We start from the raw sequence: 18,226 nt of genomic DNA, 5'->3' as shown, positions 1-18,226 counted from the left end.
TTAGTGACTTTCCTTGTTAGCTTGTTGCGATCCAATCAAATGCTGCACGACCCGTTCCATTTTCATGAAGCGGGAGCCCTTGATTAATACGGTTGCATCCGGCGTGACGGCTGCTTCGACAGCAGCCAGCAAATCGCCGAAGTTTTCAAAATGACGGATGGTTGCGCCCTGATTGGCAGTGCCAATCATATGCGCGGCCAGCTCGCCCGTTACCAGCACCTGTTCGATGCCTTTGCTCTGCGCGTAAGCGCCGATTTCTTCGTGAAACTCGCGGCCCTGGGTGCCGACTTCGCCCATGTCGCCCAGCACCAGCACGCGCGGGGAGGCGGCCTTGGACAGCACGTCGATGGCGGCGCGCACCGAGTCCGGGTTGGCGTTGTAGCTGTCGTCGATGACGACGGCGCCGTTGGCCGCGGCCTTCTTCTGCAAACGGCCGTTGACCGGCGCGAAGGTGTCGAGGCCCAGTTTGATTTTTTCCAGCGCGATGCCGGCGGCGTAGGTGCAGGCCACGGCGGCCAGCGCGTTGCGCACATTGTGCTCGCCCGCCGCCTGCAGGTTGACGAAGAACTGCTCCGGCTCTGCCCCGCCTTCGCGGATGGTCACGAACATCTCGCTGCCGAAGTCGCCGGCGCGGAAGGTGCAGCTCACTTCAGCATCCTTGGTCAGGCCGAAGCGCAGCACGCGGCGGCCGGCCGACAGCTCTTCCCAGATGGCCGTGAACTCGTCGCCATGCGGGAACGCGGCCACGCCGTCGGCCGGCAGGCTGGCCAGCACGGCGCCGTTCTCGCGCGCCACCGCTTCCACGGTGTGCATGAATTCCTGGTGTTCGCGCTGGGCGTTGTTGACCATGGCGATGGTCGGCGCGGCGATGGCGCTCAGGCGGCCGATCTCGCCGGGATGGTTCATGCCCAGTTCGACCACGGCCGACTGCTGCTTCGCTTCCATGCGGAACAGCGTCAGCGGCACGCCGATTTCGTTATTCAGGTTGCCGCGCGTGGCCAGGCGGCCGTCTTCGCCGTGGGCGGCGGCCAGGATGGCGGCGATCATTTCCTTGACCGTGGTCTTGCCGTTGCTGCCGGTGACGCCGATGACGGGCATGGCGAACTGGCGGCGCCAGTAGTTGGCGATCTGGCCCAGCGCCACCAGCGTGTTCGGCACGACGATGGCGGCGATGCCGGTCGATGCGGTCCAGCCCTCAGGCAGTTCTTCCACCACCACGGCGGCCACGCCCTGCTGCGCCACCTGGGCGAGGAAGTCGTGGGCGTCGAATACTTCGCCGCGCAGGGCGACGAACAGCGCGCCGGCGGCGACGCTGCGGCTGTCGGTGGAGACGCCGTTGAATACAGTTTCACCGGAGCCGATCAATTCGGCGCCGGTCACAGAAGGCAGAATCTGTGCGAGTGCTGCACGCATCAATTCGTCCTCATCATGGTTAAGCGGGCCGACAGCGCCAGCTGCGCGTGGTCGGCGTCGGAGAATGGCAGTTTCTTGCCCTTGATTTCCTGGTACGGCTCGTGGCCTTTACCGGCCAGCAGGATCACGTCCGGCTTGCCGGCGTGCTTGATCGCCGACAGGATGGCGGCCGCGCGGTCGTCCAGCGTCTGCACCGTCGATGCCGGGTTGTTGCGGTCCATGCCGGCGACGATCTGCTCGATGATGGTGTGCGGATCTTCGCTGCGCGGGTTGTCGCTGGTGACCAGCACGTGGTCGGCCATCTGCGCGATCTTGCCCATCTGCGGGCGCTTGCCCGGATCGCGGTCGCCGCCGCAGCCGAACACGCACCACAGCTGGCCGCCGCGGTCGGTGGCCACTGGGCGCAGCGCGGCCAGGGTTTTTTCCAGCGCGTCCGGCGTGTGGGCGTAGTCGATGACGATCATCGGCGCGTCCTGGCCGCCGACCTGCTGCATGCGGCCCGGCGCCGGCAGCAGCGCTTCGACCGCCTCGATGGCGGCGCGCAGGCCCAGGCCCTTGGCCAGCATCGCGCCCATCACGCCCAGCGCGTTGCTGATGTTGAAGTTGCCGACCAAATGCGTCTTGACCAGCGCCACGCCCAGCGGGCACTCCAGGTGGAATTCGGTGCCGGCGTTGCGGCTGCTGCGGAACTGGCTGGCGCGCAGCATCAGCACGCCCTCGATGTCCGGTTGCGCGGCGACGTCGTGCAGCGTGTAGCCGATCAGCGGGATATCACCCAACGGCGCACCGGCCAGCGGCGCTTTCGCCTTCAGGTGGGCGATCAGGCGCAGGCCCATCGGGTCGTCCAGGTTGACCACCGCCGTCTTCAGGCCGGGCCAGTCGAACAGTTTGGTCTTGGCGGCCTCGTAGGCCTGCATGGTGCCGTGGTAGTCCAGGTGGTCGCGGGTCAGGTTGGTGAACAGCGCGACGTCGAAGTGCATGCCGGCCACGCGGCCTTGTTCCAGCCCGATCGACGACACTTCGATCGCCAGCGAGGCGGCGCCCTGCGTGCGCAGTTCGGCCAGCGTGCGCGCCAGCAGCACCGCGTCCGGCGTGGTGTAGCCGGTGACGTCGTATTCGACTTCGCCGCGCGCGCGGAACAGGCCCACGCCCAGCGTGCCAACCACGGCGGCCGGTTCGGCGCCGCGCGACAGCGCGTGGCCCAGCCACACGGCGCTGGAAGTCTTGCCGTTGGTGCCGGTGACGCCGACGGTGAACATCGCCGCATCCGGCTGTTGGTAGAAGGCGTGGGCGATCACGCCGGCGTGCTGCTTGAGCTTTTCAACGGTGATGTAGGGGACGGACCAGCTGTCGTTCCAGGTGAAACCGGCCGGATCGAGCACCACCAGCGCGGCGCCCTGCTCAACGGCGCTGTCGATGAAGCTGCGGCCGTCGCCGGCGTCGCCGGGATACGCAAAAAACACATCGCCCAGCTTGACGCGGCGCGAATCCGAAGCCAGCTGCGCGGAAGGCGCGAGCTTGCGGATGGCGGCGGCGATTGCCAGCGGGTCGAAGTCAGAAGTGGTCACTGGTTCTCCTGTGATGCATTATCAGGAATGATGATATGGGTAAGGGTGGAATCGGGCGTGATGTTCTTGGCGCGCAGCGCGTTGGCGGCCAGCGCGGAGAACACCGGGCCGGCGACGTCGCCGCCGACGTGCACCGGGCCGCCCGGTTCGTCGATCATGACGGCGATGACGAAGCGCGGGTTCGACATCGGCGCCATGCCGACGAAGTTGCCGATGTATTTGGATTGCGAGTAGCGGCCGTTGACCACCTTCTGCGCGGTGCCGGTCTTGCCGCCGACGCGGTAGCCCGGCACCTGGGCCTTGACGGCCGAGCCGCCCGGCTGCGTGACCATTTCCAGCATCACGCGCATCTCGGCCGCGGTCTTGGCGCTGACCACCTGGGTGCCGTGCGGCGCTTCCGTCACTTTCTGGAACGACAGCGGGATGATGTCGCCGTCGCGGGCGAAGATCATGTAGGCGCGCGCCAGCTGGATCAGCGACACCGAGATGCCCTGGCCGAAGCTCATATTGGCCTGCTCGATCGGACGCCACGATTTATACGGCCGCACGCGGCCGGCCACGGCGCCGGGGAAGCCCCACTTGGGCTGCTGGCCGAAACCGACCTTGGTGAACATTTCCCACATATCCTGCGGCGGCATGCCCAGCGCGATCTTCGAGGTGCCGATGTTGGACGACTTCTGGATGATGGTCTGGACGTCGATCAGGTAGTGCGGGTGGGTGTCGTGCACCACATGGTCGGCGATCACCATGGCGCCGGCGCCGGTGTCGAACATGGTGTGCGGCGTAATGCGCTTTTCGTCCAGCGCCAGGCCGACGGTGAACGGCTTGAGCGAGGAACCCGGCTCGAAGGTGTCGGTCATCACGCGGTTGCGCAGCTGCTCGCCGGTCAGCTTGGTGCGGTCGTTGGGGTTGTAGGTCGGCCAGTTGGCCAGCGCCAGCACTTCGCCGGTGTGCACGTCGAGCACGATGGCGGCGCCGGCCTTGGCGTGGAACTTCTCCACCGATTCCTTGACCTGCGTGAAGGCGATGTACTGCAGCTTGCTGTCGATCGACAGCGTCAGGTCCTTGCCGTCGTGCGGCTCGCGCACCGACTCGATGTCCTCGACGATGCGGCCCAGGCGGTCCTTGATGACGCGGCGGCTGCCCTGCTGGCCGACCAGCGTCTTCTGCTGCGCCAGCTCCATCGATTCCTGGCCGGCGTCTTCGACGTTGGTGAAGCCCACCACGTGGGTCGTCACTTCGCCCTGCGGGTAGAAGCGCTTGTATTCCTTGCGGGTCTGGATGCCGTCGATGCCGAGCTTGGTGATCTGGTCGGCCACGTCCTGCTCGACCTGGCGCTTCAGGTAGACGAAGCCGCGGTCGGAGTCGAGCTTCTTTTGCAGGTCGGCGTTGCTCATGTCGAGCAGGCGCGCCAGCTCTTTCAGCTTGGCCGGCGGCGCTTCCTGGACGTCGTCCGGAATCGCCCAGATGGCCTTGACCGGCACCGACGAAGCCAGCACCTGGCCGTCGCGGTCGGTGATCTTGCCGCGCGTGGCCGGCAGGTCGAGCGTGCGGGCGTAGCGGATCTCGCCCTGCTTCTGCAGGAACTGGGTCGACAGGCCTTGCAGCCACAGGGCGCGCGCGGCCAGGCCGGCGAAGGCGGCAAACAATACGAACAAGACGACGCGCGAACGCCAGACCGGCAGGCGCACCGCCAGCACCGGGTTCTTCGAGAACGGCACGCCCTTGGAGGCGGCCACGCGCGAGGTGTTCACATTGCTGCCGCGGCTCATTTCGATCCTTCCGGCGTCAGGTACTGCGTGCGCGCCGCGGTCAGCGGCGTCATGTTCAGGTCGCGGCGGGCGATTTCCTCGATGCGGGCGTGCTTGCCCAAGGTCGACTGGTCCAGCTGCAGCTGCGCCCATTCGATGTCGAGCTGGCGCGCCTGCGACTGCGTGCGTTCCAGCTCGATGAACAGATGGCGCGCCTGGTACTGGGCGTTCACCAGCGACAGCCCGCAGGCCACCAGCAGCGCGGCCAGCACCAGGTTGATCTTGCCGCTCATGCCGCGCCCTTCACAGAGGTAGCAGGGAAAGGCAGGCGGCGCGCGACCCGCATCACGGCCGAACGGGCGCGCGGGTTGGCGGCTATCTCGGCGTCGGACGGCTTGAACTTGGCCAGCAGCTTCAGCTCCGGCTGCGGCAGGTCGATCGCGCGGATCGGCAGGCGCCGGTCCGGCTGCTCGACGTTGGCCTTGGAGGCGAAGAAGCGCTTGACCATGCGGTCTTCCAGCGAATGGAAGCTGATGATGGCGATGATGCCGCCCGGCGCTAGGCTGTTCCAGGCCTGGGTCAGACCGATCTCGAGGTCTTCAAGCTCTTTATTGATGAAAATCCGGATAGCCTGAAAGGTACGGGTGGCCGGGTCCTTGCCCTTTTCCCGAGTCTTGACCGCGCCTGCCACGATGCTGGCAAGCTGTCGTGTGGTTGAAATTGGTTCGACTGCCCGGCGAGCAACAATCGCCTTTGCAATCTGAAAAGCAAACCGTTCTTCCCCATATTCTTTGATCACCTTTTCCAGTGTCTGTTCGGTTTCAATGGCAAGCCACTGCGCCGCCGACATGCCGCGCGTGGTGTCCATGCGCATGTCGAGCGGGCCGTCGTTACGGAAGCTGAAGCCGCGCGCGGCGTCGTCCACCTGCGGCGACGAGATGCCCAGGTCGAGCAGGATGCCGTCGGCCTGCGCCACGCCGCGCTCGGCCAGCGCCGCGTGCATGGTGGCGAAGCTGTCGTGCACGATGGTGAAGCGCGGGTCGGCGATCTGCTCGGCGGTGGCGATCGCCTGCAGGTCTTTGTCGAAGGCGATCAGGCGCGCCTTGGCGCCCAGTTTGGACAGGATCAGGCGCGAGTGGCCGCCGCGGCCGAACGTGCCGTCGACGTAGACGCCGTCGGCGCGCGCGCCGTCTAGCGCCAGCGCGTCGACCGCTTCGTCTAGCAGCACCGTCCGATGCTGAAATTCCGGCACCGATGTAATTGTCATCACGGAGCCTTAGAAGGAGAAATTGGCGAGTACATCGGGGGTGCCGGCGTCGATCGCCTGCTGCTCTTTTTCCGCCATCTTGGCGGCATCCCAGATTTCAAAATGTGATCCCATGCCGGTCATCATGACTTCGCGCTCCAGGCCGACGGCGCTGCGCAGCTCGGGCGAGATCAGGATGCGGCCGGCCGTGTCCATTTCGACGTCGGTGGCGTAGCCGAGGAAGATGCGCTGCCAGGCGCGGGCCTGCATCGGCCATTGGGCGATCTGTAGTCGGTGTTGTTCCCACACGGGGCGGGGGAACAGCATGACGCAGCCATCGGGATGGCGGGTCAGCGTGAGGCGGCCTTCGCACTGGATCGAGAGCGCGTCACGGTGCTTGGCGGGGATAGACATCCTGCCTTTGGCATCGAGATTGATTGCGGACGCGCCTTGAAACACGGGATTACCTTTTGACCTCAGTAGGGTTAGCGGAGCATGATCGGCGTTTTCCGTTTTGCATTTCCCCCGCCGCTAAGTCGGGTGAAATTTCCCACAAAAAGACACTTTTTCACACAGATGCCCACTTTAGAGGAAGCAAGAATAGTGGTCAAGCGCTTTCAGGCAAACGAAACAGCGATTTTAGTAATGAAATTAAGGACTTAGCGCGATTCCTTGAAGCCGGGTAGAAATAAAATAGTCAGGCAAATTAAGTACTTATGACAAACAGTGAATGTGCTACCTCATCTATGCACATGTGTTTAAGTGCACTAAAACGGTGAAAACGGCGGCATAAAATAATTGAATTAAATGCATATAGTTGCAAAGCGCCAACATTGCGGTAGCAAATAGACAAGGACTGGGCGGGGCCGGGAATGTGTGGACGGAGGGGATTTCTTGCGGCAAGTCGCGCCGGTGGCGCAATTAAGCGGATGGGGAAACCTGGATGCGTTGTTGGACATTACCGCGGCACCGCTCAACTTGTATAGACAAGTAAGGCTTGCGCCGCCAGCCCGTATTATACGAAATCCGCCGGCGCAAAACAAAAACGGCAGCCGTGCGGCTGCCGTTTTAAGTGCTTCTTAATCAATAATTATTCGTACGTCGCGTACACCGTCACGCCGCTGTAGCTGGTTTTAGCCTTCAGCATGATGTAGTACCAGTGGCCGGCCACCGGGTTGGGCAGGTACAGGTTTTCGGCGTTGCCGGCAGCGGCCGACACCATGTCGTACGAGGCCACGGTCGGATAGCGGTCCAGCGCCATGTACAGGTCGACGTCGCCGCTGCCGCCGCGGCTGTAGATCTTGACGTTCTTGGCGCCGGCCGGCACCATCAGGAACAGATAACCCTGGCTGGCCGAGGCCTGGCCGGTGATGCCGCAGTTCTTGCCCAGGTAGGTGAGCGAGGAGCAGCGCGGCAGTTGCGGTTCCGGCAGCGGCGGCTGGCCGGCGGTGCTGGCGGTGTTCACCCAGTCGGCGAACTCGGCGTCGTAGCTGGTGCCGATGCGGCCCATGAAGTCCTGGTAGGTGCTGTAGGCGCCGACCCGGAAATTACCCAGCACGGCGTCGACGTCGGCGCGGTGCCTCTCGATCATGAAGCGGGTCGCCATATAGCCCCAGCGATAGGCCCGGTTGGTGTAGTCGGACATGCTGTAGGTGTTGCCGAAGATCTGGCTCAGGCGGTAGGTGCCGGTGCGCGCCATGTCGATCGCCACCTGGTTGTTATTCTTCAGCGACAGGTACTCGGCGACGCCCTCGATCCACCACACGGTCGGCACCGAGGTGCCCATGCCGAAATCGCCCAGCATGTCGAAGCGGCCGTCCAGGTAGTGCACATACTCATGCTCCAGGTTCCACACCTGGAACGTCGGCCGCAGCCACGAGGCTTCGTGCGCGATGAAGCGCGCCTGGTTGCCCGGCACGTCCGGCTCGCCTTCCAGGTACATGCCGCCGTTGTTGGTGTCGATGCCGTAGATGATGGAGGCGTACTTGCTGTAGTTGGTGTAGTCGTCGAACACCACCAGTTCCAGCGAGGTGTTGTTGTCGTTGGCCACCGGCGTGCGGTTGGTCTTCAACATCTCGTGGGCATAGCCCTCCTCCGTCGCCAGCTTGTCGCAGCTGTCCTGCAACTGCGCCGGCGTCATGTCCTGGGCGCGGATGCGCAGCGTCGGGCTGCACTCCTTGCTGTACTTGAGCACGGCGTTGGCCAGGGTGTTGACGAAGTCGCAGGTGCCGTACTCGGAGCAGTTGGCGTTGTCGTAGTACTTGACGGCGGTGGCGGCCGCCAGCCACAGCGCGCTGTCGGCGCCGGTCATGCTGGAGCTGGACAACATGGCTTGCACCATCGGCTTGATGCCGGGCTTCAGCGCCGGGTATTGCATGAAGCGGAACGCCTCGTTGGTGGCGTCGTTGAGCTGGTAGCCGTAGTAGTCGCCCAGCAGCGCCGCCTTGTTGGAGGTGACGAAGGCGTTCAGCGCGGTCGCATACGACAGGTCGTTTTGCAGCAGCGGCGTGCCTTCCGGACGGAAGTGGGCGTAGAACAGCACCGTCAGCGCCGACGTGAAGCCGCCGCTGGCGCTCGAGTTGCGCAGGGCGGCCACCGCGTTCGGGTTGCCGGCGCTGTTGGTGTAGCGCTGCACCAGCGCCTTCATGCTGGGCAGGTAGAACGGCTCGTCATGCATATTGGTGATCAGGCGCAGCGTTTCGCCGGCGGTGGTGGTGGCCGCCGCGTTGGGCACATACAGCGCCGTGCCTTCGGCCAGCTGCTTGATCGGCGTGCGCAGCGCGCTCTTGACCGACTGGGCCGGCTGGGCGATGGTGCCGCCTTCAGCCAGGTAGTAGCCGGCGCGCAGGTACAGCACCAGGTTGACCAGCTTCATATTGCTGGCGTTGTAGCTCGCCGCCTCCTGTGTCAGGCGGCTGGCGATGGCGCTGAAGTTGGCGGCCGAGTAGACCGTCGCGCCCTGCGCCGACGACAGCGAGAACAGGCCGTAGGTGCATTCGTAGTCCGGCAGGTTGGCCAGGTAGTCGGCCAGCGCGGCGCCGCTGTAGGTGGCCAGCTTGTTCATGTCCTTGCATTCCGGCGTGGCGCTCAGCGGCGTCATGCTGTTGCGCTGCTGGCGCGGCAACAGGTCGTAGCGCGGCTTGGTGGTCGGCGCCAGCTGGTACTTCTGCTGCTCCACCGATGGCGGCAAGCTTTGACGCTCGTGCGGCATGGGCGCCTGCTTCAGGCGGCCGTGCTGGTCCGCGGCCGGATTGACGCTTTGCTCGGCATGGGCGCTGATGGTCAGGCTGGCCACGCATAGGCCGCCCAGATACAGGATGTTCCTCGATAACGACATGTCTGCCTCTTTTCTTCAAGAATAGTTATTGGTCTGTGCCGCTGGGGTTGCGCGGCAAGGAAATACTAGCTTGACAAGATTGCAGACCATGGCCCGCAGCGCAGGCGTGCAGGCGGTTCGGTCTATTTAAACAGCCGGGGGTACGGGAACGGCACAGCGCTGCCGCCGAAAAACCACACTCCGAGGGCTTCAGGCGCCCAGTTCCTGCCACAAGGAGACGGCCGGCGCCGCCTGCGCGCGCGCGCCGTGGTGCTGCGCGCGGTACTGCACCGGCGTCATGCCGGTCAGCGCCTTGAACTGGCGGCTGAAGGCGCTGTGGTCGGAATAGCCGCAATCGTTGGCGATGTCGGCGATGCTGCGGGTCTGGTCGGCTTCGATCAGCGCCAGCGCGCCGTTCAGCCGCGATTGCAGCAACAGCTGGCGCGGGCTGTAGTGGAACACCCGCTGGAACAGCCGCTCCACGCGCGCCAGCGGCAAGCCGGCTTCCTGCGCCAGCTGGTTCAGGCACAGGGGTTCCTTGTAGTTGTCGCGGATATGCTGGGCGATGCTGGCGATCTGGCGGTACACCGGGTGGTGGTCGTCGGCCAGCCCGAGGTCGTGCGAGGTGCCGACCAGGCCGACGATGGCGCCGGCGTCGTTGCGCAGCGGGGTCTTGTGGGTCAGGCACCAGCCGTGGCGGCGGTTGGGATAGAGGTGCAGTTCCAGGTGCTTGCTGATGGTGTGGCCGGCCTCGATCACTTCGCGGTCCTGCGCCATGTAGTTCTGCGCCAGGTGGCGCGGATGCACCTCCAGCACGGTCTTGCCGACGATTTCCTGCTTGGTGCGCAGGCCGCAGCGGCGCACCAGCGTGCGGTTGGCGGCCAGGTAGCGGCCATCGCGGTCCTTGACGAAAAAGGCGACATCGCTCAGTTCATCGAACAGGATTTCGATCGCATTCAGCTCGACATTTTGCATCGCTGCTCCAGTTGCTTAGGTGACAAGACAAACAATATTACCTTATCCTTGCGCACACTGGAACCTTGCCGTGAGAATACGCATACCGGGTGTATCCCCCTTCTCCTTCTAGCAAACCTACTGAATTTCTTACTGAATTCTACTGAATTGAACTTCCGCGAGCTCTCGCTGCGTGACTCAGTAACTGCCAGCAGAAATCAGTAGGTTTCAGTAAGGAGAACAGCATAGTTGCTAGAGCGAGTGTGCACTTCCCTCCCCGCCCTCCCTGCAAGACTGCTAGCGTGCCGCCTCCCAGCCGCGCGAGCGTTCGACCGCGCGGCCCCACTGCGCCAGCAACTCGGCGCGGCGCTCGGCAGACATGGCCGGCTCGAAGCGGCGCTCGCACGACCATTGCGCGGCGATTTCTTCCTGCGTCTCCCAGAAGCCCACCGCCAGCCCGGCCAGGTAAGCCGCGCCCAGCGCCGTGGTCTCGGTCACCTTGGGCCGCACCACCGGCACGCCCAGCAGGTCGGCCTGGAACTGCATCAACAGGTCGTTGCGGGCCGCGCCGCCGTCGGCGCGCACCTCGGTCAGCGGTATCGCCGCATCCTTCTGCATGGCCGCCATCAGCTCGGCGCTTTGATAGGCGATCGCCTCCAGCGCCGCGCGGGCGATATGGCCGCGATTACTGCCCCGGCTCAGGCCGACCAGCGCCCCGCGCGCATACGGATCCCAATGCGGCGCACCCAAGCCAACAAAGGCCGGCACCATGAACACGCCGCCGCTATCGGGCACGCTGGCGGCCAGCGCCTCGACCTCGCCGGACTGCTGGATGATGCCCAGCCCGTCGCGCAGCCACTGCACCGTGGCCCCGCCCATGAACACGCTGCCCTCCAGCAGATAATCGGTGGCGCCGTCGACCCGCCAGCCGACCGTGGTCAGCAAGCGGTTGTGCGAGGCCACCGCATGCCGCCCCAGATGCATCAGCATGAAGCAGCCGGTGCCGTAGGTATTCTTGACCATGCCCGGCTTGTGGCAAGCCTGGCCGAAGGTGGCGGCCTGCTGGTCGCCGGCGATGCCGGCCACCGGGATCTCGGCGCCGAACAGCGCCGCCCTGGTGTGGCCGACCTCCTCGCTGGACGACACCACCTGCGGCAGCATCTCCTCGGGAATATCGAACAGCTGCAGCAGGTCGTGATCCCAGCGCATCAGGTGTATGTTGAACAGCATGGTGCGCGAGGCGTTGCTGACGTCCGTCACATGGCGCCCGGTCAGCTTGTAGGTCAGCCAGCTGTCGATGGTGCCGAAGGCCAGCGCGCCGTGGCGCGCCCGCTCGCGCGCGCCCGGCACATGGTCGAGCAGCCATTTGAGCTTGGTGGCGGAAAAATAGGCGTCCAGCTCCAGGCCGGTGATGGAAGTGATCTTCTTGGCCTTGCCGTCGGCGCGCAGCGCTTCGCAATAGTCGGCCGTGCGGCGGTCCTGCCAGACGATGGCCGGCGCGATCGGCTCGCCGCTCTTGCGGTCCCACACCACGGTGGTCTCGCGCTGGTTGGCGATGCCGATCGCCAGGATCTGGCCGCCGTCGACGTGGTTGTCGTGCAAGACCTTGCGCGCCACGGTGAGCTGGCTGTTCCAGATCTCGTTGGGATCGTGCTCGACCCAGCCGGGCTGCGGGAAATGCTGTGGAAATTCCTGCGCCGCGCTGCCGCAGATGTGGCCCTGATGGTCGAACAGGATGGCGCGCGAGCTGGTGGTGCCTTGATCCAAGGCCAGTATGTATTTTTTCATCGGCAAAGTCCCCGGGAGTGCCGCGGCGTGCGCGTCGGTCCCGCGGCAGCCGCGAACATCGTTATTAGTTGAAGCAAGCCGATAGGCCGGATTTTGTTACGGCGCAGGCGAACCTGCGCTATGACAGCCATTCCTCTAGGCGCTGGATTACTCCAGCGCTCAAGCTTCCTACCCGCACGCTCCGCGAGCAGCATCATCGCGTGCCTATTTGGAATTGCACCAGGTGGAGGTTACCGCGTTTCACCGTAACTTAATACGCTCGTCTCTGTGGCCCTATTCCTCGCCTTATACCTTGGGCTTGCGCTTGCGGCTTTCAGCGGACGGCCGTTAACCGTCACCCCGCTCTATGGAGTCCGGACCTTCCTCCCGCCAGGCATTACGCGCTGGCCAGCGGCTGTCTGGCTTGCTTCAAGCGCTATTGTACCAGTCCGGCCCTGCAAATCTGAAATTTGGTGTCGCCATTTGAAAAGCCGCCGCCTTTTCCCGGCCGTAGAATGCAGGATACCGCACCTATACCTAGACCCCGATAAGGCCAGACATGACGCAACCATCCCGCACCGGCGGCCAGATCCTGGTCGACGCCCTGAAGATCCACGGCGTCGACACCGCTTTCGGCGTACCCGGCGAAAGCTACCTGGACGTGCTCGACGCGCTGCACGACTCCGACATCCGCTTCATCATCAACCGCCAGGAAGGCGGCGCCGCCTTCATGGCCGACGCCTACGGCAAGATGACCGGCAAGCCCGGCATCTGCTTCGTCACCCGCGGCCCGGGCGCCACCAACGCCTCGATCGGCGTGCACACGGCGTTCCAGGACTCGACCCCGATGATCCTGTTCATCGGCCAGGTCGGCAACGACTTCGTCGACCGCGAAGCCTTCCAGGAGATCGACTACCGCCGCATGTACGGCCAGATGGCCAAGTGGGTGGCGCAAATCGACCGCGCCGACCGCGTGCCGGAATACATCGCCCGCGCCTTCCAGATCGCCACCAGCGGCCGTCCCGGCCCGGTGGTGCTGGCGCTGCCGGAAGACATGCTGACCGCCGTCGCGGCCGTGGCCGACACCCGCCGCTACCAGCCGGTGCAAGCCTCGCCATCGGCCGCGCAGATCGACCAGGTGCGCGCGCTGCTGGCCGGCGCCAGGAAGCCGCTGGTACTGCTGGGCGGCGGCGGCTGGAACGCGCAAGCCTGCGCCGACCTGCAAGCCTTCGCCGAAGCCAACCACCTGCCGGTCTCGTGCGCCTTCCGCTTCCAGGACCTGCTCGACAACGCCCACCCGAACTACGTCGGCGACGTCGGCATCGGCATCAATCCCAAGCTGGCCGCGCGCGTGCGCGAGGCCGACGTGATCCTGGCCATCGGCCCGCGCCTGGGCGAGATGACCACCGGCGGCTACGCGCTGATCGCCGCGCCGGTGCCGGCCCAGCGCCTGATCCACGTGCACGCCGACGCCGAGGAACTGGGCAGCGTCTACCAGGCTGAACTGATGATCAACAGCGGCATGCCGCAGATGACGGCGATGCTGGCCGCGATGGCGCCGGTCGATGCCAGCGCCTGGCAAGGCACGGTGGCCGAAGCCCGCGCCGACCTGGCCGCCTGGCAGCGCCAGCCGCCCATCTTCCAGGACGGCAGCGCGCCGCTGGACCTGTGGCAGGTGGTGCAGCAGATCGACCAGATCGCCCCGCACGACACCATCATCACCAACGGCGCCGGCAACTACGCCACCTGGGCGCACCGCTTCCACAGCTACGGCGGCATGCGCACGCAGCTGGCGCCGACCAGCGGCGCCATGGGCTACAGCGTGCCGGCCGGCGTCGCCGCCAAGATCATCGATCCACAGCGCACCGTGATCACCTTCGCCGGCGACGGCGAATACATGATGAACGGCCAGGAGCTGGCCACCGCCGTGCAGTACCGCGCGGGCGTGGTCGTCATCGTGTTCAACAACGGCATGTTCGGCACCATCCGCATGCACCAGGAGCTGCACTACCCTGGCCGCGTGTCCGGCACCCAGCTGCACAACCCGGACTTCGCCGCGCTGGCGGTGGCCTACGGCGGCCACGGCGAGGTGGTCGAAGCGACCGCGGACTTCGCGCCGGCGCTGGAACGCGCGCTGGCCTACGCCAACAGCCGGCAGCTGCCGGCCGTGATCGAGCTGCGCTACGACGGCAACCTGATCACGCCAGGCGCCACGCTGGACACCATCCGCAAGAACGCGCAGGCCGCCAAGGCCGCGAAGTAACGTCATTCCCGCGAAAGCGGGAATCCATGCCGAGCGAGATAGGACGCGCCCTATGGATTCCCGCCTGCGCGGGAATGACACTCACAAACCTGCGGTGGTGGTCTTGCCGGCCTCGATCACGGGCGCCGGCGCTTCCTCTTCCAATTCTTTTTTCTGCCTGGGCGCCGGACAGGCGCGGCAGGCGCTCGCCTTGCGGCCGAAATCCGTCACCAGCGACAGCCGCATCGGCACCGCCGCGTCGCCGCAATAGCCGCCGTCCAGCACCAAGGTCTTGCCGCCGTCGGCCAGCTTGCCGCTGATGGTGCGCTCGTCCTCGTCCGGCGGCTGCACCGTGAAGTACAACTGCTTGCCGCGCGGGTCGATGGTGACGTCGCTGGCCACCACCGGCCAGCTCAGGCCGCCGGCCGTGTATTCATACAACACCGTATCCACTTCTGAAAACCGTTGCAAGGTGATGCGCTGCCCGCCGAACTCGCCGCTGTCCATGTGGATGCACAAGTCCGAGTACACCACCATGCCATAGCGCGGCAAACTTCCGCTAGTCGCGGCCGGCTTGCGCGCCAGCTTGGGCGCGGCGAACACGGCGCAGGAGGCCAGCAAAATGGCGCCGGCTAGCACGGCGCGTCGGGAGGTCGTCATGGTAACGGCTTTCAGAAATGAACAACGGCTGCACCAGGCAGCCGTTGTGGATTCTAACTGATTAGATCAGATTAGAACGAGTGACGCATGCCGATGTTGAAGGCTTTGTCGCCCGAACCAGCTTCGCTGTTGTTACCAACGGTGTAGCTAGCGCCGTTCTTGTTCTTGATCTTAGCGTAAGCAACGTAGGTGCTGGTACGCTTCGACAGAGCGTACGAGTAGCCAACTGCCCACTGGTCTGCATCGTGGTTAGCGACTTCTTTGTCGTTCTTACGGGTGTACGAAGCCATCAGGGTGCCGTTAGGACCGATAGGAGCGGTAGCGCCGATCAGAGCAACGCTGCTGTCTTTCGAAGCGGTAGGAGCGATAGCGTAGCCGAATGGGTTGCTGGTGTTAGCCAGATTCGAGCTGTTGGTGCCCTTGTCTTTGCTGTAAGCAGCGAAAGCTTTAACCACGACGAAGTCGTAGTTGGCAGCGATCAGGGTGTTGCGGCCGATGTCGGTGCTCAGTTTAGGAGCAACGGTGTCGTTGTTGCGTGCATTGTAAGCAACGCGAACGTTCAGAGGACCGTTCGAGTAGCCAGCCCATGCGCCGATTTGGCGTTGTGCCGATGCGTCGCCAGCTTGCTCGCCTACCGAGTAGGACACTTCGCCCTGGAAGCCTTCGATCGATGGCGACTGGTACACGATAGCGTTGCTGTTGCGGGTGTTGTTGCCAGCCACGCCGAACAGGTTCTTGGCGGTACCAGCGTAGCCCAGTGCGAACGGGTCAGCTACGTCACGCAGGGTTTCGTAGTAAGGGGTGTACTGACGGCCCAGGGTCAGCTGGCCGGCGGTGGTCGATTTCAGACCAACGAACGACTGACGGTTAGCGATCGAACCAGCAACATCGGACTCGCCGGTGTCAGCTTTAACGCCCGATTCCAGCACGAAGACAGCGCTCAGACCACCGCCCAGATCTTCCGTACCTTTGAAACCCAGACGGGAGGCCGAGCCTACGCCGCTGGTTACTTTGGTGGTGTTGGCAACGCCGCCGCGCTCGCTGACGATACCGGCATCGACGATACCGTAGATCGTTACGTTCGATTGTGCAAATGCTGCCGAGCTCATTGCGCCCAGGACGGAGATAGCGATAAGGGATTTTTTCATTACGTGTTTCCTTCAGTTGTGTTGCTGTAAAAAGGTAAAGCTAGTATTGCGGCGTGTTCGGTTCTATGCGTGAGGGCAAACTCCCCAGCTGCCACTATACGGTCCCGTGCGGGACGCGTTCACTTAAGTTGCGGCCGATTTAATCGACGCCGGCTTTATCGCAGCGCAAAATGCGCCAGAGGCGGCACTATACTGATGCTTTGCTTGTCGATCAAGTGTAAAAGCGTTCATATTGCCTGCCTTTACCCCCGCCCGTTTTCAAAACAGCAGCATTTTACCGCATCGCAATATTTCCTGCCGAGTAAGCCTAACTAGCCCGGTAATTCCGCCCGATGCATCCATTGCAGCATCCCGTTGTGCAGGCTGCCCGAGTGACAAATGCAAGCGCTAGGCATGCGTGACTACATCGTTGTCGGACCAAGTAAAAATAGCCACTTTGCTATTTCTGACGCCATTTTATACTGAAGCACCCCGTCGTTCGCCTCGACTCAATGGTAATAAGCTTACAACTCAGGACTTTGTTTGGCAGTTTACATCGGCAAAATAGCCCCGGAACCAACTTTGCTCATAGTGTTAGCCCTTTATTAGTGTAGGAAATTTTGTCGTCCGCGCAAGGTGTTGCGCTGCATCAGCAATTTGTAAGAAATTGCTACGTGTTGCGTATTGGAGACAGATTGAGCGACAAGTCTTGCAAAATACGATGGAATGGTGTGTGAATCGCGCAACATCTGCATGAATCCCATGCATGCAGCGCAACGGCCCATCAAAGTTGATCTGACGCACAAAATAGCGCCCGCAACGGCCGTCCGGCATCGAAATGTCGCCCGCCGCAACAGATGGCAGGATATTTTTTACATCGTTGCAAAATATCTTGTCCATGACAAAGCATGGGGAAAGCCGTTATTCAGTTCATTAGTTCTGTATGTCAACTGTGTGTCGTGGACAAGCACTTTTCCATAGCGAAAACACGGCAAAACCCGATAGGGCGCGCCATACTTTCAGGCGCAAATCGAATGTAAAATGCAGGTCGCGCGATCCCGGCCTGGCCTGTTCGCGCACTGTGCACCCGGACCCCGTGCCAACCCTCGCGACTGTCAAATAAATGGCGGCCGCTTATGCCTGATGACTATTAAAGTTTCCTCACAAACAGTTCCCAGCACGATCAGCGACGTCGAGCGCGACACCGGCGTCGCCAAGGAAACCTTGCGCGTGTGGGAACGGCGCTACGACTTCCCGCAACCGCTGCGCGACCCGAACGGCGAACGGGTCTATCCGGTCGAGCAAGTCCACAAGCTGCGCCTGGTCAAGCGCCTGATCGACCTGGGCTACCGCCCGGGCAAGGTTATCCAGTACACCACCCCCGAGCTGCAGGCGCTGACCGGCCAGGCCACCGGCAACCTGCACGGCGCCAGCGCCACGCCGCCGGCGCTGCAAGGCTATCTGGACCTGTGCCTGAGCCACCAGATGGAAGCACTGCGCCGCAAACTGTCGCAGGCGCTGCTGATGATGGGCCTGAAAAGCTTCGTGATCGAGCTGGTGGCGCCGCTGACCGCGCTGATCGGCGAAGCCTGGGCCAGCGGCGCCCTGGCCACCTTCGAAGAACACTTATATACCGAGTCCTTGACGGTGGTCATGCGCAGCGCGATCTTCGCCATGCCGCAGGCCAACGCCAGCAACCTGGGCGCGCCGCGCATCATGCTGACCACCCTGCCGCAGGAGCGCCACGGCCTGGGCCTGCTGATGGCCGAAGCGATGTGCGTGGCCGAAGGCGCGCATTGCATCTCGCTGGGCGTGCAGACGCCGCTGCCCGACATCGTCGAGGCGGCGCGCGTGCAGCGGGTCGACATCATCGCGCTGTCGTTCTCGGTCGCCATGAACGCGCGCCAGGCGCTGGACGCGTTGGCCGAACTGCACACCCGCCTGGGCGGCGGCATCGAGCTGTGGGCCGGCGGCGGCAATGCCGCCTTCAAGCGGCGCCGCCCGCCTTACGTGCGGGTCTACGCCCTGTCCGACATCAGCGCCGCCATCGCCGAATGGCGCCAGCGCAACGTCTCCGCCGCCGGCTGAAACGTTGTCATTCCGGTAGCACCGGCGGGCGGGCGCGCCGCGCTCTGGTAAAATAGCCGCATTTCCCCGTGTCCGGCGCTGCCGGCCATCAGCT

General features: G+C 63.9%; 13 protein-coding genes and 1 other RNA gene. 2 read left to right on the top strand and 12 right to left on the bottom strand.

The annotated features are described in order from the left end of the window. The 10 genes from V6M89_RS00605 to rnpB form a co-directional block, all read right to left on the bottom strand. Positions 1–1,413, bottom strand: a complete 1,413-nt coding sequence (locus V6M89_RS00605) for a UDP-N-acetylmuramoyl-tripeptide--D-alanyl-D-alanine ligase (protein WP_332851334.1) — start codon at positions 1,411–1,413, stop codon at positions 1–3. Further along, on the bottom strand, positions 1,413–2,981 hold the full coding sequence (locus tag V6M89_RS00600; protein ID WP_332851333.1) for a UDP-N-acetylmuramoyl-L-alanyl-D-glutamate--2,6-diaminopimelate ligase: 1,569 nt from the start codon (positions 2,979–2,981) through the stop codon (positions 1,413–1,415). Before V6M89_RS00600 ends, V6M89_RS00605 begins: the two co-directional genes overlap by 1 nt. Further along, positions 2,978–4,753 carry a peptidoglycan D,D-transpeptidase FtsI family protein gene (locus V6M89_RS00595; protein ID WP_332851332.1) on the bottom strand — a complete coding sequence of 592 codons (1,776 nt, stop codon included), beginning with the start codon at positions 4,751–4,753 and terminating at the stop codon, positions 2,978–2,980. The genes V6M89_RS00600 and V6M89_RS00595 overlap by 4 nt, the downstream gene beginning before the upstream one ends. Continuing rightward, positions 4,750–5,025: a cell division protein FtsL gene (gene ftsL / locus V6M89_RS00590; RefSeq protein WP_020705059.1), complete on the bottom strand. Its 276-nt coding sequence runs from the start codon at positions 5,023–5,025 to the stop codon at positions 4,750–4,752. The genes V6M89_RS00595 and ftsL overlap by 4 nt, the downstream gene beginning before the upstream one ends. Beyond that, positions 5,022–5,999: a 16S rRNA (cytosine(1402)-N(4))-methyltransferase RsmH gene (gene rsmH / locus V6M89_RS00585; RefSeq protein ID WP_332851331.1), complete on the bottom strand. Its 978-nt coding sequence runs from the start codon at positions 5,997–5,999 to the stop codon at positions 5,022–5,024. The genes ftsL and rsmH overlap by 4 nt, the downstream gene beginning before the upstream one ends. Positions 6,000–6,008: 9 nt before the next feature. Then, positions 6,009–6,437: a division/cell wall cluster transcriptional repressor MraZ gene (gene mraZ, locus V6M89_RS00580; RefSeq protein ID WP_332851330.1), complete on the bottom strand. Its 429-nt coding sequence runs from the start codon at positions 6,435–6,437 to the stop codon at positions 6,009–6,011. Between the two features lie 631 nt (positions 6,438–7,068). After that, positions 7,069–9,315: a M9 family metallopeptidase gene (locus V6M89_RS00575; RefSeq protein ID WP_332851329.1), complete on the bottom strand. Its 2,247-nt coding sequence runs from the start codon at positions 9,313–9,315 to the stop codon at positions 7,069–7,071. Positions 9,316–9,504: 189 nt separating this feature from the next. Beyond that, a complete protein-coding gene (locus tag V6M89_RS00570) occupies positions 9,505–10,269 on the bottom strand; it encodes an AraC family transcriptional regulator (RefSeq protein WP_116992448.1) in 765 nt (254 codons plus the stop codon). Positions 10,270–10,545: 276 nt separating this feature from the next. After that, positions 10,546–12,036, bottom strand: coding sequence for a glycerol kinase GlpK (glpK, locus tag V6M89_RS00565; protein ID WP_332851328.1), 1,491 nt, complete (start codon positions 12,034–12,036; stop codon positions 10,546–10,548). A gap of 66 nt (positions 12,037–12,102) precedes the next feature. Beyond that, an RNA gene (gene rnpB / locus V6M89_RS00560) (RNase P RNA component class A) lies at positions 12,103–12,446 on the bottom strand. Between the two features lie 128 nt (positions 12,447–12,574). On the opposite strand from rnpB, the gene V6M89_RS00555 reads away from it, so the two are divergent. After that, complete coding sequence (locus V6M89_RS00555; protein ID WP_332851327.1) at positions 12,575–14,278, top strand: thiamine pyrophosphate-binding protein; 1,704 nt, start codon at positions 12,575–12,577, stop codon at positions 14,276–14,278. Between the two features lie 81 nt (positions 14,279–14,359). Here V6M89_RS00555 and V6M89_RS00550 read toward each other — a convergent pair whose 3' ends face one another. Then, positions 14,360–14,917, bottom strand: a complete 558-nt coding sequence (locus V6M89_RS00550) for a hypothetical protein (RefSeq protein WP_332851326.1) — start codon at positions 14,915–14,917, stop codon at positions 14,360–14,362. Positions 14,918–14,988: 71 nt separating this feature from the next. Next, positions 14,989–16,065: a porin gene (locus tag V6M89_RS00545; RefSeq protein ID WP_332851325.1), complete on the bottom strand. Its 1,077-nt coding sequence runs from the start codon at positions 16,063–16,065 to the stop codon at positions 14,989–14,991. A 1,122-nt stretch (positions 16,066–17,187) separates the two neighbouring features. Here V6M89_RS00545 and V6M89_RS00540 point away from each other — a divergent pair. After that, a complete protein-coding gene (locus tag V6M89_RS00540) occupies positions 17,188–18,132 on the top strand; it encodes a MerR family transcriptional regulator (protein WP_332851324.1) in 945 nt (314 codons plus the stop codon). Positions 18,133–18,226: the final 94 nt, after the last annotated feature.

This window comes from Duganella sp. S19_KUP01_CR8 (assembly GCF_036688705.1).
GTDB lineage: Bacteria > Pseudomonadota > Gammaproteobacteria > Burkholderiales > Burkholderiaceae_D > Rugamonas.
The sequence above is the reverse complement of the archived record's forward strand: the minus strand, read 5'-3'. Positions and strand labels throughout refer to the sequence as shown.

Coding starts and splice junctions, on each gene's coding strand:
- V6M89_RS00555 (WP_332851327.1), top strand. CDS start 12,575: ATGACGCAACCATCCCGCACCGGCGGCCAGATCCTGGTCGACGCCCTG.
- ftsL (WP_020705059.1), bottom strand. CDS start 5,025: ATGAGCGGCAAGATCAACCTGGTGCTGGCCGCGCTGCTGGTGGCCTGC.
- V6M89_RS00605 (WP_332851334.1), bottom strand. CDS start 1,413: ATGCGTGCAGCACTCGCACAGATTCTGCCTTCTGTGACCGGCGCCGAA.
- V6M89_RS00545 (WP_332851325.1), bottom strand. CDS start 16,065: ATGAAAAAATCCCTTATCGCTATCTCCGTCCTGGGCGCAATGAGCTCG.
- V6M89_RS00540 (WP_332851324.1), top strand. CDS start 17,188: ATGACTATTAAAGTTTCCTCACAAACAGTTCCCAGCACGATCAGCGAC.
- V6M89_RS00575 (WP_332851329.1), bottom strand. CDS start 9,315: ATGTCGTTATCGAGGAACATCCTGTATCTGGGCGGCCTATGCGTGGCC.
- rsmH (WP_332851331.1), bottom strand. CDS start 5,999: ATGACAATTACATCGGTGCCGGAATTTCAGCATCGGACGGTGCTGCTA.
- V6M89_RS00550 (WP_332851326.1), bottom strand. CDS start 14,917: ATGACGACCTCCCGACGCGCCGTGCTAGCCGGCGCCATTTTGCTGGCC.
- glpK (WP_332851328.1), bottom strand. CDS start 12,036: ATGAAAAAATACATACTGGCCTTGGATCAAGGCACCACCAGCTCGCGC.
- V6M89_RS00595 (WP_332851332.1), bottom strand. CDS start 4,753: ATGAGCCGCGGCAGCAATGTGAACACCTCGCGCGTGGCCGCCTCCAAG.
- V6M89_RS00570 (WP_116992448.1), bottom strand. CDS start 10,269: ATGCAAAATGTCGAGCTGAATGCGATCGAAATCCTGTTCGATGAACTG.